23 protein-coding genes are annotated in these 22,745 nt (G+C 73.7%); 9 read left to right on the top strand and 14 right to left on the bottom strand.

The features are described from left to right. Positions 1-81 precede the first annotated feature (81 nt). Positions 82-1,584, top strand: a complete 1,503-nt coding sequence (locus ACZDWJ_RS03820; RefSeq protein ID WP_463519590.1) for a leucyl aminopeptidase — start codon at positions 82-84, stop codon at positions 1,582-1,584. Positions 1,585-1,725: 141 nt separating this feature from the next. Here the strand turns inward: ACZDWJ_RS03820 and ACZDWJ_RS03815 are convergent, their stop codons facing one another. From ACZDWJ_RS03815 to ACZDWJ_RS03805, 3 genes are all read right to left on the bottom strand, one after another. Next, positions 1,726-2,673: a type IV toxin-antitoxin system AbiEi family antitoxin domain-containing protein gene (locus ACZDWJ_RS03815; protein WP_463519589.1), complete on the bottom strand. Its 948-nt coding sequence runs from the start codon at positions 2,671-2,673 to the stop codon at positions 1,726-1,728. A gap of 168 nt (positions 2,674-2,841) precedes the next feature. Further along, on the bottom strand, positions 2,842-3,990 hold the full coding sequence (locus ACZDWJ_RS03810) for a class I SAM-dependent RNA methyltransferase (RefSeq protein WP_463519588.1): 1,149 nt from the start codon (positions 3,988-3,990) through the stop codon (positions 2,842-2,844). Further along, positions 3,987-6,032 carry an APC family permease gene (locus tag ACZDWJ_RS03805; RefSeq protein ID WP_463519587.1) on the bottom strand — a complete coding sequence of 682 codons (2,046 nt, stop codon included), beginning with the start codon at positions 6,030-6,032 and terminating at the stop codon, positions 3,987-3,989. Before ACZDWJ_RS03805 ends, ACZDWJ_RS03810 begins: the two co-directional genes overlap by 4 nt. Positions 6,033-6,148: 116 nt before the next feature. Between ACZDWJ_RS03805 and ACZDWJ_RS03800 the strand changes: the two genes are divergently transcribed. Both ACZDWJ_RS03800 and ACZDWJ_RS03795 read left to right on the top strand, forming a co-directional pair. Further along, positions 6,149-6,811: a potassium channel family protein gene (locus tag ACZDWJ_RS03800; RefSeq protein ID WP_463519586.1), complete on the top strand. Its 663-nt coding sequence runs from the start codon at positions 6,149-6,151 to the stop codon at positions 6,809-6,811. A 2-nt stretch (positions 6,812-6,813) separates the two neighbouring features. Beyond that, positions 6,814-7,485 (top strand): potassium channel family protein, encoded by a 672-nt coding sequence (locus ACZDWJ_RS03795; RefSeq protein ID WP_463519585.1) that lies wholly within the window; start codon positions 6,814-6,816, stop codon positions 7,483-7,485. A gap of 142 nt (positions 7,486-7,627) precedes the next feature. On the opposite strand, the gene galE is transcribed toward ACZDWJ_RS03795, so the two are convergent. The 5 genes from galE to dut form a co-directional block, all read right to left on the bottom strand. Then, on the bottom strand, positions 7,628-8,650 hold the full coding sequence (galE, locus tag ACZDWJ_RS03790) for a UDP-glucose 4-epimerase GalE (protein WP_463519584.1): 1,023 nt from the start codon (positions 8,648-8,650) through the stop codon (positions 7,628-7,630). Positions 8,651-8,703: 53 nt separating this feature from the next. Beyond that, complete coding sequence (locus ACZDWJ_RS03785) at positions 8,704-9,432, bottom strand: DUF3159 domain-containing protein (RefSeq protein WP_463519583.1); 729 nt, start codon at positions 9,430-9,432, stop codon at positions 8,704-8,706. Beyond that, complete coding sequence (locus ACZDWJ_RS03780) at positions 9,429-9,791, bottom strand: OB-fold nucleic acid binding domain-containing protein (RefSeq protein ID WP_463519582.1); 363 nt, start codon at positions 9,789-9,791, stop codon at positions 9,429-9,431. The genes ACZDWJ_RS03785 and ACZDWJ_RS03780 overlap by 4 nt, the downstream gene beginning before the upstream one ends. Positions 9,792-9,794: 3 nt before the next feature. After that, a complete protein-coding gene (locus tag ACZDWJ_RS03775; RefSeq protein WP_463519581.1) occupies positions 9,795-10,436 on the bottom strand; it encodes a DUF3710 domain-containing protein in 642 nt (213 codons plus the stop codon). A 71-nt stretch (positions 10,437-10,507) separates the two neighbouring features. Further along, a complete protein-coding gene (dut, locus tag ACZDWJ_RS03770) occupies positions 10,508-10,987 on the bottom strand; it encodes a dUTP diphosphatase (protein ID WP_463519580.1) in 480 nt (159 codons plus the stop codon). An 84-nt stretch (positions 10,988-11,071) separates the two neighbouring features. Between dut and ACZDWJ_RS03765 the strand changes: the two genes are divergently transcribed. Together ACZDWJ_RS03765 and ACZDWJ_RS03760 are read left to right on the top strand one after the other, a co-directional pair. Continuing rightward, entirely contained in the window at positions 11,072-11,548 is a 477-nt protein-coding gene (locus ACZDWJ_RS03765) for a DUF3093 domain-containing protein (protein WP_463519579.1), read from the top strand. 42 nt (positions 11,549-11,590) lie between these two features. Beyond that, complete coding sequence (locus ACZDWJ_RS03760; RefSeq protein WP_463519578.1) at positions 11,591-11,884, top strand: DUF4235 domain-containing protein; 294 nt, start codon at positions 11,591-11,593, stop codon at positions 11,882-11,884. A 123-nt stretch (positions 11,885-12,007) separates the two neighbouring features. Here ACZDWJ_RS03760 and ACZDWJ_RS03755 read toward each other — a convergent pair whose 3' ends face one another. The 3 genes from ACZDWJ_RS03755 to ACZDWJ_RS03745 form a co-directional block, all read right to left on the bottom strand. After that, positions 12,008-12,298 carry a DUF4193 domain-containing protein gene (locus ACZDWJ_RS03755; RefSeq protein WP_463519577.1) on the bottom strand — a complete coding sequence of 97 codons (291 nt, stop codon included), beginning with the start codon at positions 12,296-12,298 and terminating at the stop codon, positions 12,008-12,010. A 143-nt stretch (positions 12,299-12,441) separates the two neighbouring features. Continuing rightward, complete coding sequence (locus ACZDWJ_RS03750; protein ID WP_463519576.1) at positions 12,442-13,269, bottom strand: inositol monophosphatase family protein; 828 nt, start codon at positions 13,267-13,269, stop codon at positions 12,442-12,444. Further along, on the bottom strand, positions 13,266-14,390 hold the full coding sequence (locus tag ACZDWJ_RS03745; RefSeq protein ID WP_463519575.1) for a ferrochelatase: 1,125 nt from the start codon (positions 14,388-14,390) through the stop codon (positions 13,266-13,268). Before ACZDWJ_RS03745 ends, ACZDWJ_RS03750 begins: the two co-directional genes overlap by 4 nt. Before the next feature lie 86 nt (positions 14,391-14,476). Here ACZDWJ_RS03745 and ACZDWJ_RS03740 point away from each other — a divergent pair, with 86 nt between their 5' ends. Then, the gene (locus tag ACZDWJ_RS03740; RefSeq protein WP_463519574.1) at positions 14,477-15,694 is read left to right on the top strand and encodes an MFS transporter; all 1,218 of its coding nucleotides are present in this window, start codon (positions 14,477-14,479) and stop codon (positions 15,692-15,694) included. 234 nt (positions 15,695-15,928) lie between these two features. Here ACZDWJ_RS03740 and ACZDWJ_RS03735 read toward each other — a convergent pair whose 3' ends face one another. Next, positions 15,929-16,564, bottom strand: coding sequence for a trimeric intracellular cation channel family protein (locus ACZDWJ_RS03735; protein ID WP_463519573.1), 636 nt, complete (start codon positions 16,562-16,564; stop codon positions 15,929-15,931). A gap of 125 nt (positions 16,565-16,689) precedes the next feature. Here ACZDWJ_RS03735 and sepH point away from each other — a divergent pair, with 125 nt between their 5' ends. Both sepH and ACZDWJ_RS03725 read left to right on the top strand, forming a co-directional pair. Continuing rightward, complete coding sequence (gene sepH, locus ACZDWJ_RS03730; RefSeq protein ID WP_463519572.1) at positions 16,690-17,670, top strand: septation protein SepH; 981 nt, start codon at positions 16,690-16,692, stop codon at positions 17,668-17,670. A gap of 52 nt (positions 17,671-17,722) precedes the next feature. Further along, on the top strand, positions 17,723-19,732 hold the full coding sequence (locus ACZDWJ_RS03725) for an SDR family oxidoreductase (protein WP_463519571.1): 2,010 nt from the start codon (positions 17,723-17,725) through the stop codon (positions 19,730-19,732). 79 nt (positions 19,733-19,811) lie between these two features. On the opposite strand, the gene ACZDWJ_RS03720 is transcribed toward ACZDWJ_RS03725, so the two are convergent. Next, positions 19,812-20,630 carry a sulfurtransferase gene (locus tag ACZDWJ_RS03720; protein WP_463519570.1) on the bottom strand — a complete coding sequence of 273 codons (819 nt, stop codon included), beginning with the start codon at positions 20,628-20,630 and terminating at the stop codon, positions 19,812-19,814. 45 nt (positions 20,631-20,675) lie between these two features. Between ACZDWJ_RS03720 and ACZDWJ_RS03715 the strand changes: the two genes are divergently transcribed. After that, positions 20,676-21,365, top strand: a complete 690-nt coding sequence (locus tag ACZDWJ_RS03715) for a thymidine kinase (protein WP_463519569.1) — start codon at positions 20,676-20,678, stop codon at positions 21,363-21,365. Between the two features lie 9 nt (positions 21,366-21,374). Here the strand turns inward: ACZDWJ_RS03715 and ACZDWJ_RS03710 are convergent, their stop codons facing one another. Then, positions 21,375-22,682, bottom strand: a complete 1,308-nt coding sequence (locus ACZDWJ_RS03710) for a phytase (RefSeq protein WP_463519568.1) — start codon at positions 22,680-22,682, stop codon at positions 21,375-21,377. Between the last annotated feature and the right edge of the window lie 63 nt (positions 22,683-22,745).

Below are 22,745 nucleotides of genomic sequence, written 5' to 3'. Positions count from 1 at the left end.
CTACTGCAGCCCGCCGACGCTCCGGCGCGGGGTCGTCGGCCCACCCCGGGGAGCGTCGGCGACGCTGGCTATCCTCGCGGGATGACGACGTTCGCCCTGCGTGCCGCCAGCCCCGCCAAGACGAAGGCCGACGCCGTGGTGGTCGGCGTGCTCAGCGGCGACGGCGCCGTCACCCTGGCGCCCGGCGCCGACGACGTCGCGTCCGCCTACGGCCGTCGCCTCCGTCCGCTGCTGGCCTCGCTCGGCCTCTCCGGCAAGGTCGGCGAGGTGCAGAAGGTGCCCACCGGGGGCGCGCTCGGCACTCCGCTGCTCGTGCTCGTCGGGCTCGGCGAGGAGGCCACGCCGGCCAGCGTCCGCACCGCCGCGGGCGCGGCCGCTCGCGCGGTCACGAACGCCGCCTCGGTGGCGCTCGCCCTGCCCGCCGACTCCGCCGAGCTGGTGCGGGCCGCCACCGAGGGCTGGATCCTCGGCGGCTACCGCTTCACCGCCTACCGCCAGGAGTCCGCCAGCGACCCCGTCGCGCCCGGCGAGGTCGTCGTCCTCTCCTCGGCCGCGCGTCGAGCCGAGGTGGTCACCGCCTTCGAGCAGGCCCAGCACCGTGCCGCCGCCGTCGCCGCCGCCCGCGACTGGGTGAACACGCCCCCGGGCGACCTCACGCCGCCAGCCTTCGCCGACGCCGTCGTCGCGGCCTGCAAGGAGCTCGGCAAGGGCCGCGGCCCCAAGGTCACCGCCACCGTCTTCGACGAGGCCCAGCTCGCCGAGATGGGCTGCGGCGGCATCCTCGGCGTCGGCGCCGGGTCCGCCGCGCCGCCGCGCCTCGTCGAGCTCACCTACGCACCGAAGGGCGCCACCGCGCACGTCGCCCTCGTCGGCAAGGGCATCACCTTCGACTCCGGCGGCCTCACCATCAAGCCGGGCGCCTCGATGCACGAGATGAAGTCCGACATGGGCGGCGCCGCGGCCGTCGTCCAGGCGACCCTGCTGGCGGCCCGCCTGGGCCTGCCAGTGCGCATCTCCACGTTCGTCCCGATGGCCGAGAACATGCTCTCCGGCGCGGCCACCCGCCCCGGCGACGTGCTGCGTCACTACGGCGGCACCACCACCGAGGTCTCCAACACCGACGCCGAGGGCCGCCTCATCCTCGCCGACGCGCTCGTGCGCGCCACCGAGGTCGAGCCCGACGCGATCATCGACGTCGCCACGCTCACCGGCCACATGGTCGTCGCCCTCGGCGACCAGGTCGCCGGCGTCATGGGCGGCGAGGAGACCGTCGCCGCGATCCTGGCCGCCTCTGAGCGCGCCGGAGAGCCGATGTGGCCGATGCCGATCCCCGACGAGATGCGCCAGCGCATCCGCTCCTCCAAGATCGCCGACCTCGCCCAGCACGACTGGGTCCGCTGGGGCGGCGGCCTCTTCGCCGCCGCGTTCCTGCGCGAGTTCACCGCCGGCCGCCCCTGGGCCCACCTCGACATCGCCGGCCCCGCCTTCGTCTCCGGCGCCACCGCCCGCGGTCACCTGACCCCCGGCGGCACCGGCGTCGCCGTCGCCACCCTCGTGGAGTTCCTCGCCGGGTTCGGCGAGTAGCCGGGAGCCAGAAGTTCCCCGGTCAGCCGGGGAACTTCTAGAAGGTCAGGGGAACTTCGGGGCCGTGACGACCAATTTCCCCTGACCAATCGCCGGGTCATCCACAGGCGAGGGGCGCCGCCCCGCCGTGGGAAGGATCGGTCAGGACGCCCGACGGCGGCCACGTCCCAGGGCGAGTCGGAGCAGCTCGGCCGTGCGCACCGGGTTCTCCAGGTCGGCCCAGGTCAGGCGCAGGCAGCGCCATCCGGTGATGTGCCGGACCTCGTCCTCGCGCCGCTTCTCGCGCAGCACCGTGTCGACGACGTCCTCTCCCGGTCGGCGGTGCTGCTGGTACTTCACCTTCCCGTCGATCTCGACGAACAGCCCGAGCTCGGGCCACGCGAAGTCGACGCGCGCGACCAGGCGTCCCTGGTCGTCACGGATCTCGTACTGCACCTCCGGCTTCGGCAGCCCGGCCAGGAAGCAGAGGTGAAGGAAGCGGGACTCCGCGACGCTCTCGCACCGCCCGTCGGCCAGTCGGATGACGATCTGGTTGCGCAGGCTCCCGGGCTGGTGTCCCAGGCGTCGATGGGCGTCGACCAGGGCGCTGATGGTGACCAGGCCGCGATGGAGGAGGTCGTTGACGAGGACGAGCGCCGCCTCGGCGCTCAGGATCGTCACGGCGTCGATCGCGGTGCGGGCAGCCGAGGTCAGCGGCAGACCGGACACCTCGATGCGATCGATCCTGCGCAGCAGACCGCGATGCTGGACCACGCCCGCCTCGCGGCGGCCGGCACGCGAGTCCAGGCGGGTGACGTGGACGGCGGACAGGTCGAGACCCCAGGTCGGCGCCCCGAGGGCCACGGCCGCGGTCGTGTGGGACAGCACGCACTCGGAGTCAGCCTGGAGGAGGACGGCCCGCGCCGCGACGACGTGCTGCTCAGGTGCGTCGAGCGTGCGCCACGACGGGCCGTCGGCGTAGGCGCCGTGGCGGACACGATGGATCTCGCCCTTGGCGGCCATGCGGTAGATCGCGTTGACGTCGAGGCCGGAGTCGAGGAGGTCGGAGCGGCGCAGGACCGGGAGGGTCGGGATGCGGAAGGAGTCCATGCCCCTCACGTTCCGCGTCGGCGTCCACGCCAATCCGGCGGCTCTCCCGCCTGTGGAGGGAGCGGACTGCTGTGGACGCCGGGCAGGGATTGGTCAGGGGAAATTGGTCGTCGAGGCCGCCAAGTTCCCCTGACCAATGAGAAGTTCCCCGGTCAGCCGGGGAACTCCTCAGTCCCGCACCAGCAGCGCCACGCACTCCACGTGGTGCGTCATGGGGAACAGGTCGAAGGCGCGCAGGGCGTCGAGGGTGTAGCCCTGCTCGGCGAAGAAGGCGACGTCGCGGGCCAGTGCAGCGGGGTCGCAGGCGACGTAGGCGACGGCACGGGGACGACGGGCCGCGATCTGGTCGACCACGGCGCGGCGGGCGCCCTCGCGCGGCGGGTCGAGGACGACGAGGTCGAACGGCTCGTCGAGGTCGTCGGCGAGCACCCGGTCGACGGCGCCGCGCACGACGCGCGCGCCCGGAACGTTGGCCTTGGCGTGCCGGCAGGCGTCGCCGTCGGCCTCGACGAGGGTGACGCGGCGGGGGTCGCCGACGGTCTCGGCCAGGAACCGGCCGAAGAGGCCGACGCCGGCGTAGAGGTCGAGGGCGCGCTCGCCGGGCTGCGGGGCGAGCATCGCGAGCACGGTGTCGACGAGCACCTGGGGCGCGCGGGGATGGACCTGCCAGAAGCCGTCGACGGCGACCTCGAAGGTCACCGAGCCCCCGGGGCCCTCGACGACGTGGTCGGCCGGAGCGCCGGCGATGAGGCAGTCCTCGACCTCCACGACGTCGTGCGAGCGGTGCTTGCGCATGCCGCGGCGCCCGTCGCCGAGGTCGACGAAGACCTGCCGGGTGCGCCAGCGCAGGCCGGCGGCGAGGTCGGCGTCGTCCTCCCCCACCGGCTCGACGACGACGTCGCGCTCCAGGCGCGCCAGCCGCCGCAGCTGCTCGGACACGACGGCCGCCTTCAGCGCGCGCTGGGCGGAGAGGGAGGCGTGCTGGAGGTCGCAGCCGCCGCACCCGCCGGGACCAGCGACGGGGCACGGCGCCGCGACGCGGTCGGGCGAGGCCTCGAGCACCTCCACGGCGTCGGCGCGCCAGAACCGGTCGCCCTCGGCGCCCTCGGTGATCTGCAGGACGACGCGCTCGCCAGGCAGGCAGTGCCGGGTGAAGACGACGCGCGCCTCGGGCTCGGGCAGCCGGACGACGCAGTGGCCGCCGTGGGCGATCGGGCCGACCTCGGCCTCGAACCGCTCGCCGACGCGCGAGCGTCCGCGGTCGGCGCGCGGTCGGTTGGTGCGACGCCCGGGGGCGCGGCGCTGGTCGCGGCTCATCGCTGGATCTGTCCCTTGCTTCCTCGTTCGCGGACGCGGCCGGCCCGCAGGTCGCCAGGGCGCACGCGCATCTCGTCGCGCCGCTCCCGCTCGCGCGCGATCTCCGAGGAGCGCAGCTGGAACGGGACGGAGATGACCATGACGCCGGGGCTGAACAGCAGCCGGCCCTTGAGCCGCAGCGCGGTCTGGTTGTGCAGCACCTGCTCCCACCAGCGGCCCACGACGTACTCGGGGATGTAGACCGCGACGACCCCGCGCGGGTTGGCCTTGCGGATCTCCGCGGCGTACTGCACGACGGGGCGCACGAGCTCGCGGTAGGGCGAGTGGAGCACCTTGAGCGGCATCTCGATGCCGCGCTGGTCCCACTCGCGCAGCAGGCGGGCGGTGGCGTCGTTGTCGACCGAGACGTAGACCGCCTCGAGCACGTTGGGGCGGCTGGCCCGCGCGTAGGCCAGGGCCCGCAGCGTCGGCTTGTGCAGCTTGGAGACCAGCACGATCGCATGGACGCGGGTCGGCAGCACGCTGTCCTCGTCGTCGGCGGCGAGCTCGGCCTCGACGTTGTCGTAGTGGCGACGGATGCCGCGCATGACGAGGAAGAAGAACAGCATCGCCAGGATCGTGATCCAGGCGCCGGCCAGGAACTTGGTGATGATGACGATCACCAGCACGACGGCGGTGAAGGAGAGGCCGACGGTGTTGATGACCCGCGAGCGCACCATCCGTCGCCGGACGGCGGCGTCGCGCTCAGTGCGCAGCAGGCGCGTCCAGTGCCGGATCATGCCGAGCTGGCTGAGGTTGAAGGAGACGAAGACGCCGACGATGTAGAGCTGGATCAGGCGGGTGGTCTCGGCGTCGAAGAGGATGATCAGCACGATCGCCATCACCGCGAGGACGACGATGCCGTTGCTGTAGGCGAGCCGGTCGCCGCGGTTGCCCAGCGCACGGGGCGCCAGGCCGTCCTTGGCGAGGATCGAGCCGAGCACGGGGAAGCCGTTGAAGGCGGTGTTCGCGGCGAGCACCAGGATGATGCCGGTGACCGTGACGACGGCGTAGAAGCCGACCGGGAAGCCGGAGAACACCGCGTCGGCGATCTGCGCGATCACCGCGTGCTGGTCGTAGCCGGCCGGCAACGGCTTGCCGTCGATCGTGAGTCGATCGAGGTCGCCGGGGTCGACGTAGCGCAGCCCCATCTCCTTGGCCAGCGTGATGACGCTGAGCATCATCGTGATCGCGATCAGGCCCAGCAGCAGCAGCGTGGTGGCGGCGTTCTTGCTCTTGGGCCGTTGGAAGGCCGGGACGCCGTTGGAGATCGCCTCGACGCCGGTCAGCGCGGCGCAGCCGGACGAGAAGGCGCGCGCGAGCAGGAAGATCAGCGCGATGTTGGAGAGCTGGCCGTCGAAGCCGGGGTCCGGGACGATGTCGAAGCGGGCGCTCTCGACGTCGGGCAGGGTGCCCGAGAGCATGCGGGCGAAGCCGACCGCGCACATGCCGAGGATCGCGATCATGAACGCGTAGGTGGGCACCGCGAACACCGAGCCGGACTCGCGGATGCCGCGCAGGTTGATCGACATCAGCACCACCACGAGCACCGCGGCGAAGATCGCCTCGTGCCCCTGCAGGGCCGGGATCGCGGACGCCGCGTACTGGGCGCCCGAGGAGATCGACACCGCGACGGTGAGCACGTAGTCGACCAGCAGGGCGCTGGCCACGGTGGTGCCGGCGGTGCGTCCGAGGTTGACGGTGGCGACCTCGTAGTCGCCGCCGCCGCTGGGGTAGGCGTGCACGGTCTGGCGGTAGGAGGCGATGACGGCCGCCATCACCAGCGCGACCGCGATCGCGATCTTCCACGACCAGACGTACTGCGCGACGCCGGCGAGCGAGAGCATGATGAAGACCTCGTCGGGGGCGTAGGCCACCGAGGAGAGGGCGTCGCTGGCGAAGACCGGCAGCGCGATCCGCTTGGGCAGCAGCGTCTCCCCCAGCTGGGAGCTGCGGAGCTTGCGTCCCAGGAGGATGCGCTTGGAGACGTCGCCGACACTCACGTCGCGACACCCTAGACGCTCAGGGCCTCCGGAGCGCCCTCGACGAGGACACCCGCGTCGCGGCTCCTCCACCGCCGGGGCACCGCGCGCGGACGCGGGACGCTACGGTTCTGGACGTGCACGTTGTGATCATGGGCTGCGGACGCGTCGGGTCGACGCTCGCGCGCAGCCTCGAGGACCGGAACCACACGGTGTCGATCATCGACAGCGACCCCGACGCGTTCCGGCGGCTCGGGCCGGGGTTCAACGGCGACAAGGTCGCGGGAATGGGCTTCGACCAGGAGGTCCTGGAGAAGGCCGGCATCCGCCGTGCCGACGCCTTCGCGGCCGTCTCCAGCGGTGACAACTCCAACATCATCGCCGCCCGCGTCGCGCGCGAGACCTTCGGGATCGAGCAGGTCGTGGCCCGCATCTACGACCCCGGTCGCGCCGAGGTCTACCAGCGTCTGGGCATCACCACCGTCGCCACCGTGAAGTGGACCTCCGACCAGGTGCTGCGTCGGCTGCTGCCGGCCGGCGCGGAGCCGGACTTCCGCGACCCCTCGGGCACCATCCGCGTCGACCAGGTGCCGGTGCCGCAGGCCTGGATCGGCCACCGCACCGTCATCTTCCAGGAGCAGGCCCGCTGCCGGATCGCGTGGATCGACCGGCTCGGCGAGGGCATGCTGCCCACCCGGGAGAGCGTGCTGCAGGAGGGCGACTACCTCCACCTGGTCATGCGCGAGAACGACGCCGAGCACACCTACGCCGCGCTGTCGGCCGGACCCGAGGAGCACTGAGCATGCGCGTCGCCATCGCTGGAGCCGGCGCCGTCGGCCGCTCGATCGCCCGCGAGCTGATCGGCAACGGCCACGAGGTCCTGCTCATCGACAAGGCCCCCGCCTCGATCAAGCCCGAGCGCGTCCCGGACGCCGAGTGGCTGCTCGCGGACTGCTGCGAGATGTCCTCGCTGGAGGAGGCCCGTCTCGACCGCTGCGACATCCTCATCTCCGCCACCGGCGACGACAAGGCCAACCTCGTCGCCTCGCTGCTGGCCAAGACCGAGTTCGGCGTCCCGCGGACCGTCGGTCGGGTCAACCACCCCAGCAACGAGTGGCTGTTCACCGAGGCCTGGGGCGTGGACGTCAGCGTCTCGACGCCGCGCATCATGTCGGCGCTGGTCGAGGAGGCGGTGAGCGTCGGCGACCTCGTGCGTCTGTTCACCTTCCGCCAGGGCGACGCGAACCTCGCCGAGATGACGCTGCCCGCCGACTCCCCCTACGTCGGCAAGCCGGCCGGCCTCGTGCCGCTCCCGGACAACTGCGCCCTGGTCACGATCATCCGCGACGGGCAGGTCTACGTGCCCACTCCCGAGCAGCCGATCGAGGCCGGCGACGAGCTGCTGTTCGTCGTCCCCGCCGACCGCGAGGACGAGCTCGAGCGGATGCTCGCGCCCTCGACGCACGGCGGCTGAGCCCGCGTCGACCCGCGTCGATCGCGGGTCCGTCTGTGGATGGACCGGCGATTGGTCAGGGGAACTTGGGCGAGAACGGCCCGAAGTTCCCCTGACCTTCTAGAAGTTCCCCGGTCAGCCGGGGAACTTCTGCGTCCCCGGCTCAGGCGTCGGGGAACCCGTTCGGGTTCTGCGACTGCCAGCGCCAGGTGTCGGCGCACATGTCGTCGATGGTGCGGGTGGCGTGCCAGCCGAGCTCGGCGTGGGCGCGGGAGGCGTCGGCCCAGAAGGCGGGGAGGTCGCCGGGGCGGCGGTCGACGATCTCGTAGGGCAGCTCGTGGCCGACGGCGCGCTCGAAGGCGTGGAAGAGGTCCAGGACGCTGGTGCCGGTGCCGGTGCCGAGGTTGAAGGCACGGACGGGCTCGGCCATGGCGTCGAGGTGCTCGAGTGCGGCGACGTGGCCGGCGGCGAGGTCGACGACGTGGATGTAGTCGCGCTCGGCGGTGCCGTCGGCGGTCGGGTAGTCGCCGCCGAAGACCTGCAGCCGCTCGCGGCGCCCGACCGCGACCTGCGCGATGAACGGCATGAGGTTGTTCGGGATGCCCTGCGGGTCCTCGCCGATGTGGCCCGACGGGTGGGCTCCGACGGGGTTGAAGTAGCGCAGCAGCGCCACGCGCTGGCCGGGGGTGGCGTGGGTGACGTCGGTGAGCACCTGCTCGATCATCACCTTGGTGCGCCCGTACGGGCTGCTGGCCGCGAGCGCGTCGTAGGTCTCCACGTAGGGCACCGGCGCGTGCTCGCCGTAGACGGTGGCCGAGGAGGAGAACACCAGGCGCTGGACGTCGTGGCGGCGCATCGCCTCGAGGAGCGCGAAGGTGGAGTCGAGGTTGTTGCGGTAGTACTCCAGCGGCTTGCTGACGCTCTCCCCCACGGCCTTGAGGCCGGCGAAGTGGATGACGGCGTCGATCTCCTCGATCGCGAACAGCGCGTTGGTCTTGTCGACGTCGGTGAGGTCGAAGGCGTGCACCGGGATGTGAGCGCCGGAGAGCGACTCCAGCCGGGCGACGACCGTGGGCTTGCTGTTGGAGAAGTCGTCGACGACGACGACGTCGTGACCGGCCTCGATGAGGGCGAGGACGGTGTGGGAGCCGATGTAGCCGGCACCGCCGGAGACCAGGACGCGCATGCCTCGACCCTATCGAGGCCGGGCCGTCCCGCATCGACGGACCCGGCGGGCCCTCAGGTGGCGGGGACCACCGGGGTGCGGTCGCGCCCGAGGATCCACAGCATCGCGCCGAGCGTGGCCAGCTGCAGCGGCCAGCCGAGCACGATCTTGAGCACGCCGAGGGCCGCGACGGCGGTGTCGGCGTCGAGCGCCCCGCCGTGGGCGGCCAGCCAGATCGGCCCCTGGACGAGCACCCGCAGCACGCACGGGACGGCGAGCAGCCAGGTGAGGGTGGTGCACAGCCGCACGACCTGGCGGTCGGCGTGCCAGGCGGTGGGGTCGCCGGTGACGCTGCCGACCATGAAGCCCACCAGGGGCCAGCGGGTCAGGCAGCTGATCGCCATGCCGACGGAGTAGGCGAGGTTGTAGAGCAGGCCGGGCAGGAAGTACGCGAGCGCCTGGTCGTCGGCGTCGCCGCCGCCGCGCGCGGCGAGGTGCACGAAGAGCCAGCCGATGCCGATGCCGACGAGGGCGTTGACGCAGAACTGCACGGTGGTGCGCTGCACCAGCCGCACCACCAGCAGGGCCACCGCCGAGCCGACGCTGACGCCGAGGGCCCAGGTGAGCTCGCGCGTCGTGAGCCAGACGACGGTGAACAGGATCGTCGGCACGGCGGCCTCGACCATGCCGCGACGCCCGCCCAGGGCCTTGGCCAGCTGGGCGCGGACGACGGCCTCGACGGTCTGGGCCGACGCGACAGGCCGGGCCTCGGGCTGGGTCTCGGGCCGGGGCTCCTCGCTCACGGCAGCAGCTCGTAGCGCGGGTTGTAGATGACGCGCTGGCCGTCGTGCTCGCCGATGCGGCCCTCGACCATGAGCGAGACGCCGGGGCTGATGCCGGTGATCTGGCGGCGTCCGAGCCAGACGATGGTGAGCACGCCGCTGCCGTCGTAGAGCTCGGCCTCCAGGGCCGGGACGCCGCCGCGCGGGCGCAGCGTGACCGTGCGCAAGGTGCCGCGCAGCCGCACCCGGGCGCGCGTGGGGGCGTCGCCGATGCAGTCCAGCCCGGGCGCGGTGTAGGTGGTGCGCATGTCGCGCGCGTGCTGGTCGGTGCTGTTGGCCCAGGCGCTGATCGTGCGCCGCAGCCGGCTCTTCTCGCCCACGGTCTACTGCTCCAGTCGGCGCGCCTGCTCGGGCAGCGTCAGCGGCAGCGCCTCGCCCGGGGGCAGCGCCGACTGGCCGCGGCGCACGGCGACGTCGCGCACGAGGGCGTCCCAGGGCTCGGCGGCCTCGCCGCCCTGGACGGCCTCGCCGAGGAAGGTGGCGCGCAGCAGCCAGCGCGAGCCGTTGACGCCGACGATGCGGGAGGCCTGGACGCCCGTGCGGCCGTCCTCGAGCGGTGCGGTGATCTCGCACAGCAGCTCCTGGCCGAAGGAGCCCTCGGCGGGGGTGGCGGTGCCGCCACGGCGGGCCATGTCGGCGGCGATCGCCGGCCGGACCTCGCCCCACAGGTCGCCGCCCCGCGGGGCCGCGAACGCGCGCAGCTCGACGGCGGAGTCGGTGCCGGTCAGCAGCACCGACTGGACGGTGCCGCTCTCCTCGTCGACCTGGATGCGCAGCTCGGCGCCGGGCTGGGGCGCGATGAGCAGCGAGCCGAGGTCGACCCGCTCGGCCAGGGCCTGCTCGTCGAGGTCCTCGGCGTCGTAGGGGCCGGCGGGAGCGCTGGGCTCGGGGGTCCCGGCGTCCGGGGCGGCGTCCTCGCCGACCTGGGCGGCGTCGACGTCGGCGGACTTGCGGCGGAATCTCACGGCGGGCTCTCCTGGAGGCGGTAGGTCGGTGCTGCTCGGGCTGACGAAGGGCAGAGAGGAGGCGCGACGCCTCAGCGGGCGAGTCCTCCGGTAGAACCGTATCCGCCCGTGCCGCGGACGGAGTCGGGGAGGACCTCCACCTCGACGAACCGGGCCCGCTCGACGCGCTGGATCACCAGCTGGGCGATGCGGTCGCCGCGGCGCAGCTCGACGGGCTCGGCGGGGTCGAGGTTGACCAGCAGCACCTTGATCTCGCCGCGGTAGCCGGCGTCGACGGTGCCGGGGGTGTTGACGATGGAGACGCCGTGACGCGCCGCGAGCCCCGAGCGCGGGTGCACGAGCGCGACGAAGCCGTCGGGCAACGCGATCGCGACGCCGGTGGGCACCAGGGCCCGCTCCCCCGGCGCGAGGTGGACGTCGACGGTGGCATGGAGGTCGGCTCCGGCGTCGCCGGGGTGGGCGTAGGCCGGGACGGGCAGGTCGGGATCCAGGCGCACGAGCGAGACCTCGAGGGTCGCGACCGGCGCTGCGGCGGGCTCGTCGGCGGTCACGGTGCCCGACCCTAGCCCGCCGGAGCACCCGCACGGCCACCCCCTGCCCCACCTCGCCGGGGCGGGAGTGGGAGGATCCTCCCCGTGAGCACGCCCGAGGCCCCCGCGTACCGCGAGCGACTCAGCGTGCCCATCCGCTGGTGGGCCCAGGGCACGATGCTCGTGGCGTCGCTGGCGCTCGCGGTGATCGTCGCCGTCCCGCCGGTGGGCGCGGCCGTCATCACCGCCGTCGCCATCGCGCTGATGACCGGCCTGTTCGTGGCCTACGGCGCCGCGCGCATCGAGGTGGCCGACGGCCACCTGCGCGCCGGCCGGGCCCGCATCGATCTCGTGCACGTCGGCGAGGCCCAGGCGCTGGACGCCGAGGCGACCCGCCTGGCCTTCGGTCGCGACGCCGACGTCCGGGCCTACCTGCTGCTGCGGCCCTATCGCAAGCGCTCGGTCAAGGTGCGCATCCTCGACCCGCGCGACCCCGCGCCGTACTGGCTGCTGAGCACGCGGCGTCCCCGCGAGCTCGCCGCGGCCATCGAGGCCGCGCGCACCGCCCGTCCACGCGGGTGAGCGCTCACGCCCGACGCCCGCGCCGCCGCTAGGGTGGCGCGCATGGCATCCGGTGGTTCGTCGAAGTCGTACTCGATGTTGTCGGTCGTCTCGGCCCTGGTCGCGGCGCAGGTCGCGAAGCGGGCCCTCGACACGACCTGGAAGGCGGCCACCGGGCGCAAGCCCCCGGTGAACCCCGCAGACCCCGACGTCGCCGTCACCGAGGCCGTGGCGTGGGCCGTGGCCTCCGGCGCCACCGTCGCGCTGGTCCGCATGCTCGCCCAGCGCCGGGCCGCGGAGTACTACGTGAAGTCCACCGGCGAGCTCCCGCCGCAGCTGGCGGCCGACGGCCAGTAGGCCTCGCCGGCTCCGTCGCGCAGCCCCAGAACGGCTCGAGGCCCGCACCCCAGCAGGGGGTGGCGGGCCTCGTCGTCGTCCGGGTCCGGACCGCGCCGGAGGGCTCCGGGCGGGTCGGACTCGTCAGTCGCAGTCGCGGCAGATCATCTTCTTCTCGTCCGCCAGCTGCGAGCGGTGGTGCACCAGGAAGCAGCTCATGCAGGTGAACTCGTCGTCCTGCTTGGGCTTCACCTCGACCGCCAGCTCCTCATGGGAGAGGTCGGCGCCCGGCAGCTCGAAGGACTCCGCCGCCTCGGTCTCGTCCTCGTCGACCTTGCCCGAGTTCTTGTCGTGTCGACGAGCCTTGAGCTCCTCGATGCTCTCCTCGGACTGCTCTTCCTCGTTCTTGCGTGGTGCGTCGTAGTCAGTCGCCATCGTCGTTCACTCCCCTCATCCGGCCGGTCCCCAGACATCACGGCCGACAGACCGCTGTCGTCGGCGCCAGATTGTGCACCATGGCGACCGGCACGCGCACACCGGATCGGTGTCGCGGCTCGTGAACATCTGGTGACGCGTCCCTATTCCGCGTCGGCGGCGGTGAAACCGCAGGTCACGACGGCCTCGCGGAACTCCGCGAACGCCGGCGCCGGGGCGCACACCAGGAGGGTGAGGCCGCCCGCGCCGGGCAGGACCTCCGTGCGCGCGCCCGCCGCACGGGCGATCAGGCCGGCCGCGGCGTGGTCCCAGAGGTTGACGCCCTCCTCGACGTAGGCGTCGAGGCGGCCCTCCGCGACGTGGCACAGGTCGAGGGCGCAGGACCCGAGGCGACGAAGATCACGGATGCGCGGCAGCAGCCGCAGCACGGCCTCGGCCTGGATCGCACGCACGCCGCGGTCGTAGGAGAAGCCCGTGGCCACCAGCATCCGGTCCAGCGCGGCCGGGGGCGCGCAGGCGATCGCGACGCCGTCGCGGGTGGCGTGGGCGCCGTCGTCGTCGACCCAGCCGACGTACTCGACACCGGTCTCGACGTTGAGCACGACGCCCGCGACGGCCTCGCCGTCGACCTCCGCGGCGATGGACACCGCGTACTGCGGCAGGCCGTAGAGGAAGTTGACGGTGCCGTCGATGGGGTCGATGACCCACCGCACGCCGCTCGTGCCGGGGACGTCCTCCCCCTCCTCGCCGAGGAAGGCGTCGTCGGGACGGGCCTCGGCGAGCCGGGCGCGGATGAACCGCTCGGCGGCGCGGTCGGCCTCGGTGACGATGTCGATGTCGGTGGTCTTGGTGGCGGCCACGCTGACGCCGCCTGCCCGCGCCTCGGTGATCAGCGCCGCGGCCTGACGGGCCACCTCGAGCGCGAGGTCGGCGAGCACGCGCCCCGCCGGGCTCGGACCCTCCGCGCTCACAGGGGGTCCGAGCCGCACAGCGCGGGCCGCTCGGCGCGCGCGTTGCGGCAGCAGCCCACCGGGCACTGGTTCCACATCGGGCCGACCTCGCCGACCGCGGGACGCGAGGCGTCCGCCTCGGCCTCGCCGCGCTCGATGGCGGCACGCTCGAGCAGCAGCTCGCGCACGACCGCGACGAAGCGGGGGTCGACGCCGGCGGTGGCCGCGCGCCGGAACGGCAGCCCCAGCCGCTCGGCGGTCTCCTTGGCCTCGGTGTCGAGGTCGTAGATGACCTCCATGTGGTCGGAGACGAAGCCCACCGGGGCCACGACGACCGCGGAGGCGCCCTCGCCGGACAGCTCCTCGAGGCGGTCGTTCACGTCGGGCTCGAGCCATGGGATGTGCGGAGCGCCCGAGCGGGAGCAGAACACCAGCTCGTGCTCGTGGCGGGTGCCGGTGAGCTCGGCGACGCGGTCGGCGATGACGGCCGCGACGTCCTCGTGCTGACGCTGGTAGGCGCCGCCGCCGGCCTCGGGGTCGCCGCTGGCGTCGTTCATCGACGTCGGGATCGAGTGGGTGACGAACAGGATCCGGGCGCCGTCGCGGACGTCGTCGGGCAGGTCGGCGAGCGCGGTGACGACGGCGTCGACGTTGGGCTCCACGAAGCCGGGGTGGTTGAAGTAGTGGCGCAGCTTGTCCAGGCGGGGCGCCTCGACGCCGGCCTCCTGGGCGGCGGCGGTGGCGTCGAAGAGGTTCTCGCGGTACTGCCGGCAGGAGGAGTAGGAGGAGTAGGCGCTGGTGACGAAGCACGCGGCTCGCGTGACGCCGTCGGCGGCCATCTGCTGGAGGGTGTCGGCCAGGTAGGGGTCCCAGTTGCGGTTGCCCCAGTAGACCGGGAGGTCGATGTCGTGCTCGGCGAGGTCGGCGCGCAGGGCGTCGAGGAACTCGCGGTTCTGGTCGTTGATCGGCGACCTGCCGCCGAAGAGGAAGTAGTGCTCGCCGACCTCCTCCAGCCGCTCGCGCGGGATGCCGCGGCCGCGGGTGACGTTCTCCAGGAACGGCACCACGTCCTCGGGCTTCTCGGGGCCTCCGAAGGAGACCAGGAGCAGGGCGTCGTAGGGCTTCGCGTCCGGAGCGCTCATGGCTCTCATCGTAGGCAGGTCGCGGCGCCAGCCGGAGGACGGGCGACGAATGGTCTACCCCCGGGTGGGGGGCCTACCGTCCAGGGGTGCTCTCCACCTACGGCCGCGTGCTCTCCCGCCCCGGAGCGACCGCGTTCAGCCTCACCGGGCTGGTGGCGCGCCTGCCGATCTCGATGGCGGGGCTCGGCATCGTCCTGCTCGTGCAGGCCTCCGAGGGCTCCTACGGCGTCGCGGGCGCGGTCTCGGCGGCCTACATGGTGGCCAACGCCGTCGTCGCGATCCTGCAGGGCCGTCTCCTCGACCGGCTCGGCCAGGGACGCGTGCTCGGCACCGCGAGCGTCGCGTTCGCGGTGGCGATGAGCCTGCTGGTCACCAGCGTCGAGGCCGACTGGCCGATCGGCGCGTCCTACGTCGCGGCCGCCCTGGCCGGTGCGAGCCTGCCGCAGATCGGCTCGTGCGTGCGGGCGCGCTGGTCGCACGTGCTCGACTCCCCCGCCGACGTCCAGACCGCCTACGCCCTCGAGGCGGTCTTCGACGAGGCCGTCTTCATCTGCGGACCCATCCTCGTGACGCTGCTGGCCACCGCCATCGACCCCGTCGTGGGCCTGGCGACGGCCACCGTCGCAGGCACCGTCGGCGGGCTGGCCTTCGCCGCGCAGCGCGGCACCGAGCCGCCGGTGCACGCCCGCACCCACGCCGACGGCGTCCGACCGCGGCTCCCCTGGCGCACCGTCGTCCCGCTCGCGGTGGTCTTCGCCGCGCTGGGCGTGCTCTTCGGCGCCGCCGAGGTCACCACCGTCGCGTTCGCCGACGAGCAGGGCCACCGCTCCTGGTCCGGCGGCCTGCTGGCCCTGTGGGCGCTGGGCAGCATGCTCTCGGGTCTGGTCACCGGCGCGGTCGCCTGGCGTCGCGGCCCGACGCTGCGGGTCCGCGTCGGCGCGGCCCTCATGGCCACCGCCATGCTGCCGCTCACCTTCGTCGACTCCCTGCCGCTGATGGGGCTCCTGCTGCTCGTGGGCGGCGTCGCGATCGCCCCGACGATGGTGGCGGCGCTCTCGCTCACCGAGCGCTCGGTGCCGGCCGCGCGCCTCACCGAGGGCATGGCCGTCATGCAGACCGGCCTGGTCGCCGGCGTCGCGCCGGGCGCGACGCTGAGCGGCGTCGTCGTCGACGCGCACGGCGCCTCGGCCGCCTACCTGGTCTCGCTGGCCGCGGGCGTCGTGGCGGCGCTGGCGGCGCTGCTGCTGCCGCGCGAGAGCGCGCCGGCGGCCACCGAACCTGCCGAGGCACTCACCGCGTCCTAGGGGCAGAACCCCGTCGCCGGACACCGGCTCCCGCGACGCCTACTTCTCCACGGCCCGCCAGTGGCTCGACGGCGACCACGTGGCGGCGATCGCCCTGGAGTCCGAGCAGGGTCCCTCGGCGCTGCTGACCTGAGGACTGGACGAGGGCACCTGCCGCACGGAGGTGCGGCTCGACACCACCGACGGACTCGTCCTGCCCGTCGGTGACCAGATCGACTGAGCCCCGGCGTCCGCTCAGACGCTGGCAGGTCCCGTGGGCATCGGGGCCTGCCAGCCACGACGCACGGCGACCAGTCGCCACACCAGGCACACCGCGGCGCCGGCGATCGTGCCGACGAGCGCGGTGATGTCGAGCTGGTGGGCGACGACGGCGACGCCCGCACCGGCCAGCGCCGGGGTGGCGTAGAGCTCGCCGCGGAAGATCACCGGCACGCGGCCGGCCAGGACGTCGCGGATCATGCCGCCGCCGATGCCGGTGGTCATGCCCATCAGCGCCGCCGGCAGCGGACCCAGGCCGTAGTCGAGCGCCTTCAGGGCGCCGGCGACGCAGAACAGCGCGAGGCCGGCGGCGTCGAAGACCGTGACGGTCCGCTCCATGCGGCCCAGCGTCGGGTGGTAGACGAAGGTCACCAGCCCCGCGGCGGTCGGCACGAGCAGGTAGCGCCAGTCGGCGAGCGCGGCCGGCGGCGTCGCGCCGATGAGCACGTCGCGCAGGAAGCCGCCGCCCAGCCCGGTGATGCCGGCGAGCACCAGCACGCCGAAGAGGTCGAGCTCCTTGCGCACCGCCACGAGCGCGCCGGAGATCGCGAAGACGGCGATGCCGAGGAGGTCCAGGACGACGAGGATGCTCGCGGGCTCAGGGGTGGCCACGGCGAGACCCTAGTGCCGACGAGGCAGTCCGCGACGGTCCGGCCCGCCTCCCCGGACGCACGCACCGGCTGGCGTAGGCTCGGCGGTCACGAGGACGCCGTCGACGGCGACGAGGGAGCAGGGAGGTGGGCGCGGTGCATCTGACCCTGGCCGGCATGAGCGCCGATCGCCAGCGGCTCCTCCTCGTCGATCCCGCCGGGAACGAGTTCACCCTCGACGTCGACCACCGCCTCCGTGCCGCCCTGCGCGGCGAGACCTCACGCCTCGGCCAGTTGGAGATCCCCATGGACAGCGTCCTGCGCCCCCGCGACATCCAGGCCCGCATCCGCGCCGGCGAGACCCCCGAGGCCGTCGCCCAGGCCGCCCAGACCAGCCTCGAGCGGATCCTGCCCTTCGCCGGGCCCGTGCTCGCCGAGCGTCAGCACGTCGCCGAGCGGGCCCAGCGCTCCTCGCTGCGCCGCCGCAGCCCCGGCGAGACCGGCGCCCGCGTGCTCGGCGACGCCGTCGCCGCCCACCTGCGCTCCCAGGACGTCGACCCCGCCTCCGTGGTCTGGGACGCCTGGCGTCGCGAGGACGGCCGGTGGGCGCTGGCCGCGGAGTTCGCCACCATCAAGCGCAGCGGCACCGCCCAGTTCACCTTCGACATGCCCGGCAACTTCGTGGTGCTGGAGAACGACGAGGCCCGCTGGATCGTCGGGGAGGTGCTCGAGGCCCCGGCCCCGCAGCGCGACGACCTCGAGGACGTCCGCCGTCGCCGTCGCGCCACCGACGAGGGCGAGCTCGGCGACGACGTCCTCGGCCTGGTCGAGGAGGCCGAGAGCCACCCCGTCGAGTCCTTCCTCGACGCCCGCCCCGCCGCCGACGAGCACGCGCTCGTGCAGGAGGCGGCCGACGCCGCGGCGCTCGACGAGCAGGGCGGCACCGCCGCTGACGCCGCCGCCGATCTCGCCCCGGACACCACCCCGGCCCAGGACGTCGAGGAGACCACCGAGCTCCCCGCCACCGCCGACCAGCCCCCGGCCCCGCGCCGCCCGGCCAAGGGCCGCCGCGGCCGCGCGTCGGTGCCGAGCTGGGACGAGATCATGTTCGGCGGCAAGCAGGACTGACCGCCTGTCCGGACCGGTCCCCAGACGGCCCGCGGAGCGGTAGCCTCCGCGCATGTCGTACTTCGTGACCGGCGCCACAGGCTTCATCGGCCGCCACCTCGTCGAGGAGCTCCTCGACCACCGTGAGGGCGAGATCTTCGTCCTCGTGCGTGCCGGCTCGCTGAGCCGCATGGAGACCCTCATCCGCCGCTGGGGCACCGACCGCGTCGTCCCGGTCGTCGGCGACCTCGGCTCCCCCGCGCTCGGCGTCGACCCGGCCTGGGTGGCCGAGCACGCCGGCTCGATCGAGCACGTCATGCACCTCGCGGCGATCTACGACATGACCGCCGACGACGCCACCAACGAGGCGCTCAACGTCGGCGGCACCCGTCACGCCCTCGAGCTGGCCACGGCGCTGCGGGCCGGCTGCTTCCACCACGTCTCCTCGGTGGCCGCCGCGGGCGAGCACCCCGGACGCTTCTCCGAGGACATGTTCGCCGAGGGGCAGCACCTGCCCTCGCCCTACCACCGCACGAAGTACGAGTCCGAGCGGATCGTCCGCGAGGAGTCCACGACGCCGTGGCGCGTCTACCGGCCCGCGATCGTCGTCGGCCACAGCGAGACCGGCGCGATGGACAAGGTCGACGGGCCCTACTACTTCTTCCCGCTGCTCAAGGCCCTGCGCGACCGACTGCCGGCCTGGCTGCCGCTGGTGGGCGTCGACCTCGGCGACACCAACGTCGTGCCGGTCGACTACGTCGCCGCCGCCATGGACCACCTGGCTCACCTGCCCGGCCGCGACGGCGAGGCCTTCCACCTGGTCAACCCCGAGCCGCAGCCGGTCGTCGAGACCCTCAACGCCTTCTGCGCCGCCGCCGGCGCCCCGCGGTTCGCGACGCCCGTCGACCGCCGCGTCACCACCGCCGGTCCGCTCGCGCTGGTGCCGCGACGTCTGCGCCCGCTCAGCCTGTTCACCACCGCGATGCAGAACTCCTCGGTGCAGGCCGTCCTCGACCTGGTCACCTCGCGCATCGGCGTGCCGGCCGAGGTCATCGGCCACAGCTCGTTCACCGCGACCTTCGACTCCCGCGCCACCGAGCGGGCGCTGGCCGGCTCCGGCATCGCGGTGCCCGACCTCGAGAGCTACGCCCGCACGCTGTGGGGCTACTGGGAGGAGCACCTCGACGACTCCGTGCGCCGCGACCCGAAGGCCCGCGAGGCGCTGGCCGGCAAGCACGTCGTCATCACCGGCGCGTCCTCGGGCATCGGCCAGGTCACCGCGCTCAAGGTCGCCCAGGCGGGCGGCATCCCCGTGCTCGTCGCGCGCGGCAAGGACAAGCTCGAGGAGACCCGCGCCACCATCGAGCTGCGCGGCGGCCAGGCGCTGGTCTACCCCTGCGACCTCTCCGACCTCGAGGCCATCGACCGGCTCTGCGAGCAGCTCGCCGAGGAGCTGCCGTCGGTCGACTTCGTCGTCAACAACGCCGGACGCTCGATCCGCCGCTCGCTGCGGCTCTCCCAGGACCGCTTCCACGACTTCGAGCGCACCATGCAGCTCAACTACTTCGGCGCGATCCGCCTCGTGATCGGGCTGATCCCGGCGATGCGGGCCAGCGGCGGCGGCCACGTCGTCAACGTGTCCTCCATCGGCGTGCAGACCAACCCGCCGCGGTTCTCGGCCTACATCGCCTCCAAGGCCGCGCTCGACGCATGGAGCAACGTCGTCTCCTCCGAGCTGATCGGCGAGGGCATCACCTTCACCGGCATCCACATGCCGCTGGTGCGGACGCCGATGATCGCGCCGACCAAGATCTACGACAAGTTCCCCACGATCTCCCCCGCGCAGGCCGCCGATCTCCTCATCGAGGCGATGGTCGAGCGTCCGCACGAGATCAACACCCTGCTCGGCAACGCCGGCGCGATCGCCCACACCGTCGCCCCGAAGCTGGCCTTCCGGGTGCTCAACATGGCCTACCACGTCTTCCCCGACTCCGCGGCCGCCCGCGGTCAGGCCGGCGAGGCCGGAGCCCGGGAGAGCGAGCAGATGATGCTGGCGCGGGTCTTCAAGGGCATCCACTGGTGATCGAGCCGCCCCTCCGGTGATCGAGCCGCTCCTCCGGTGATCGAGCCTGTCGAGATCCCCGCACCCGCGAGGACTGCGCTCAGCCGCGCTGCACGGGCCTCGCGGGGTCGGTGATCCAGCCGCTCCAGCTGCCCGGGTAGAGCGCGGCGCGGATGCCGGCGAGCTCGAGGGCGATGAGGTCGTGGGTGGCCGTGACGCCGGAGCCGCAGTACACCGCGACGTCCTCCTCGCCGGTGACCCCGGCCGCGGCGTAGAGGGCACGGAGCTCCTCGGGGCTGCGGAAGGTGCCGTCGGCGCGCAGGTTGGTGCTCGTGGGCACGTTGACCGCACCCGGCACGTGACCGGCGACGGGATCGACCGGCTCGGTCTCGCCGCGGAATCGCTCGGGGGCGCGGGCGTCGACGATCACCGGGACGCCGAGCAGCTCGTCGGCCTCGACCTTCGGCATGCTCCCGGGCACGGCGGTGAAGTCGCCGGGCTCTGGACGTGCGAGCACCGCCTGGACGGCGCCGCCGGCCTCGCGCCACGCGGGCCAGCCGCCGTCGAGCACCCGGACGTCGCGCTGGCCGTGGAAGCGCAGCAGCCACCACGCGCGGCCCGCCGCCAGCCCGTTCCAGTCGTCGTAGACCACGACCGGACGCTCGTCGCTGACGCCCGCAGCGCGCATCGCGGCCTGGAAGACCTCGACGTCCGGCAGCGGGTGACGTCCGCCCTCGCCCGGCGGCGCGGCCAGGGCGGTGTCGAGGTCGACGTAGACCGCGCCCGGCACGTGGCCGAGCGCGTGCTCGCGCTCCCCCGGCGGGCCGCCCATGCGGTAGCGGACGTCGAGCACGGTGGGCGGCTGGGGCGCGTCGAGCAGCGTGCGCAGCTCGGCGGCGGTGACGAGCGGTCCGGTCATGGCCCCCATCCTGCCCGGCGCTCGTCCATGACAGGATCTGCCCCCGTGGCGGAACTGCACTTCTTCACCGGGACCATGGACTCCGGCAAGAGCACCCTGGCCCTGCAGACGAACCACAACCACGCCGTCCGCGGCCGGATCGGGCAGATCTTCGTGACGCGCGACCGGGCGGGCCGTGGCCTCATCTCCAGCCGCCTGGGCCTCACCCACGACGCCATCGAGGTCGACGCGTCCTTCTCGTTCTGGCGCCACGTCGTGGAGACCCTCACCCGCGGCGGCCGGGTCGACTACCTCATCTGCGACGAGGCGCAGTTCTACACCCGCGCCCAGGTCGACGACCTCGCGAAGATCGTCGACGAGCTGCAGCTCGACGTGTTCGCCTTCGGCATCCTCACCGACTTCCGCACCCAGCTCTTCGCGGGCTCGGCACGGCTCGTCGAGCTCGCCGACCGGATGCACACCCTGCAGGTCGAGGCGCTGTGCTGGTGCGGCAAGCGCGCCACCCACAACGCCCGCACCGAGAACGGCGTCATGGTCACCGAGGGCGACGTCATCGTGGTCGGCGACGTCGAGCAGCCGGGCGACCCCGGGCAGCCGACGCTGGCCGGCGTCTCCGAGGCCGAGACCGACGTCGCCTACGAGGTGCTGTGCCGCCAGCACCACCGGCGTCGGCTGACGGCCGCCCGGGCGAAGGCGGTCTCGCTGACGCCCGAGCAGCCGCTGCCGTTCGGCTGACCGGCGCGATCAGCGCAGGACCCGCAGCACCCGCTCCAGCGGCACGAACGCGAAGCCGGTGGTGGCCAGCTCGGCGCCGTCGGCGTCGGTGGCCGCGGGACGACGCTCGCCGTCGTGCACCACCAGCAGGCCGTGCGGGAAGAGCCGACCCAGCGGCCGCGTGGTGATCGCCGAGCCGTCGGAGTGCTCGACGGAGTCGGTGCGCTCTCCCGCGACGACGCGCAGGTCGGCGGTGCGGCGAGGCCCGTAGAGGACGAAGCGGGAGTCGCCCTGGCTGGAGGCGAGAAGGGTGTCGCCGGCCAGCGCGAGGCCCTCGGCGTCGGCGACCAGCCAGCGTCCGCCGAAGCCGCGGTCGGGGCCGGAGACGACGCACTCCTCGGCGTCGGCGTCCCAGCGGGCCGGGACGCCGAAGGACTCCACGCGGTCGATCAGCCGCGGGCGGCCGAAGCCGGTGGCGGTGAGCGGGACGCGCCAGATGCCCACGTCCTCCTGGGCGGTGTAGAGCACGCGGTGGGACGCGTCGATCACGCTGCCCTCGAGCTGCGGGCCCTCCCCGGGCTCCTCGCACGGCGACCAGCGCGAGCCGTCGGGCAGTCGGAAGGTGCTCGGGAGGTCGAGCACGTCGAGACGACGGGTGCCCACGACGCCGCCGCGCGAGCGCAGCCCCAGGAGGGCGACGCGCGCCTCGTGGCGCTGGGTCACCGCCACCCAGCGGGTGCCGCTGCGCGGGTCGCGCGCGGCGGCCAGGCCGTAGGCGGTGCGCTGCTCGTCGACGGCGGCCTCGGAGGCGGCGAAGACGGGCGCGGCCTGCGGGTCGGTGACGTCGGTGAGCACCGCGGCGCCGGCGCGGGAGCCGCGCGGGTCGATGCGATAGACCCGCACCCGGTCGCGTCCGCGGTCGCTCACGACCGCCAGGTCGCCGACGACGTCGACGTTGTTGAAGCGGCCGGGCGCGGCGTCCTCGGTCGGGGCGGCGGGCGCCGCGACGCGCTGGATCAGGCGGGCATGGAGGTCGAAGGCGGCCAGTCCGCCCTCCTTGAGGGTGCCGAGGACGACGCTGCGGGCGGGGTGCTCGCGATCGACCCAGATCGCGGGGTCGTCGGCGTCGGCGTTCGCGGGCGAGGCGGAGGCGTCGTCGACGAAGGCCCGGGTCTGGGCGGTGGCCACGACGTGCGCCGTGCCGCCGGCGGGCCGGGCGACTGGTGCGGGGGGCCCGACAGGCTCGACCACCGAGGACGGGGCGGCGGCTGCGGAGACGAGGGGGGCGAGGAGTCCGAGAGGTGCCAGCACGAGGGCGAGGCGGGAGGTCTGGTTCACCGGCGGGACGGTAGGGAGCCCCGGCGACGCGGAGGCGACCTCCCGGCGACGACCCGGCATCCG

This window comes from Nocardioides sp. B129/18 (genome assembly GCF_055282735.1).
Note: the sequence above shows the minus strand (reverse complement) of the source record. Positions and strands in the feature narration are given on the sequence as shown.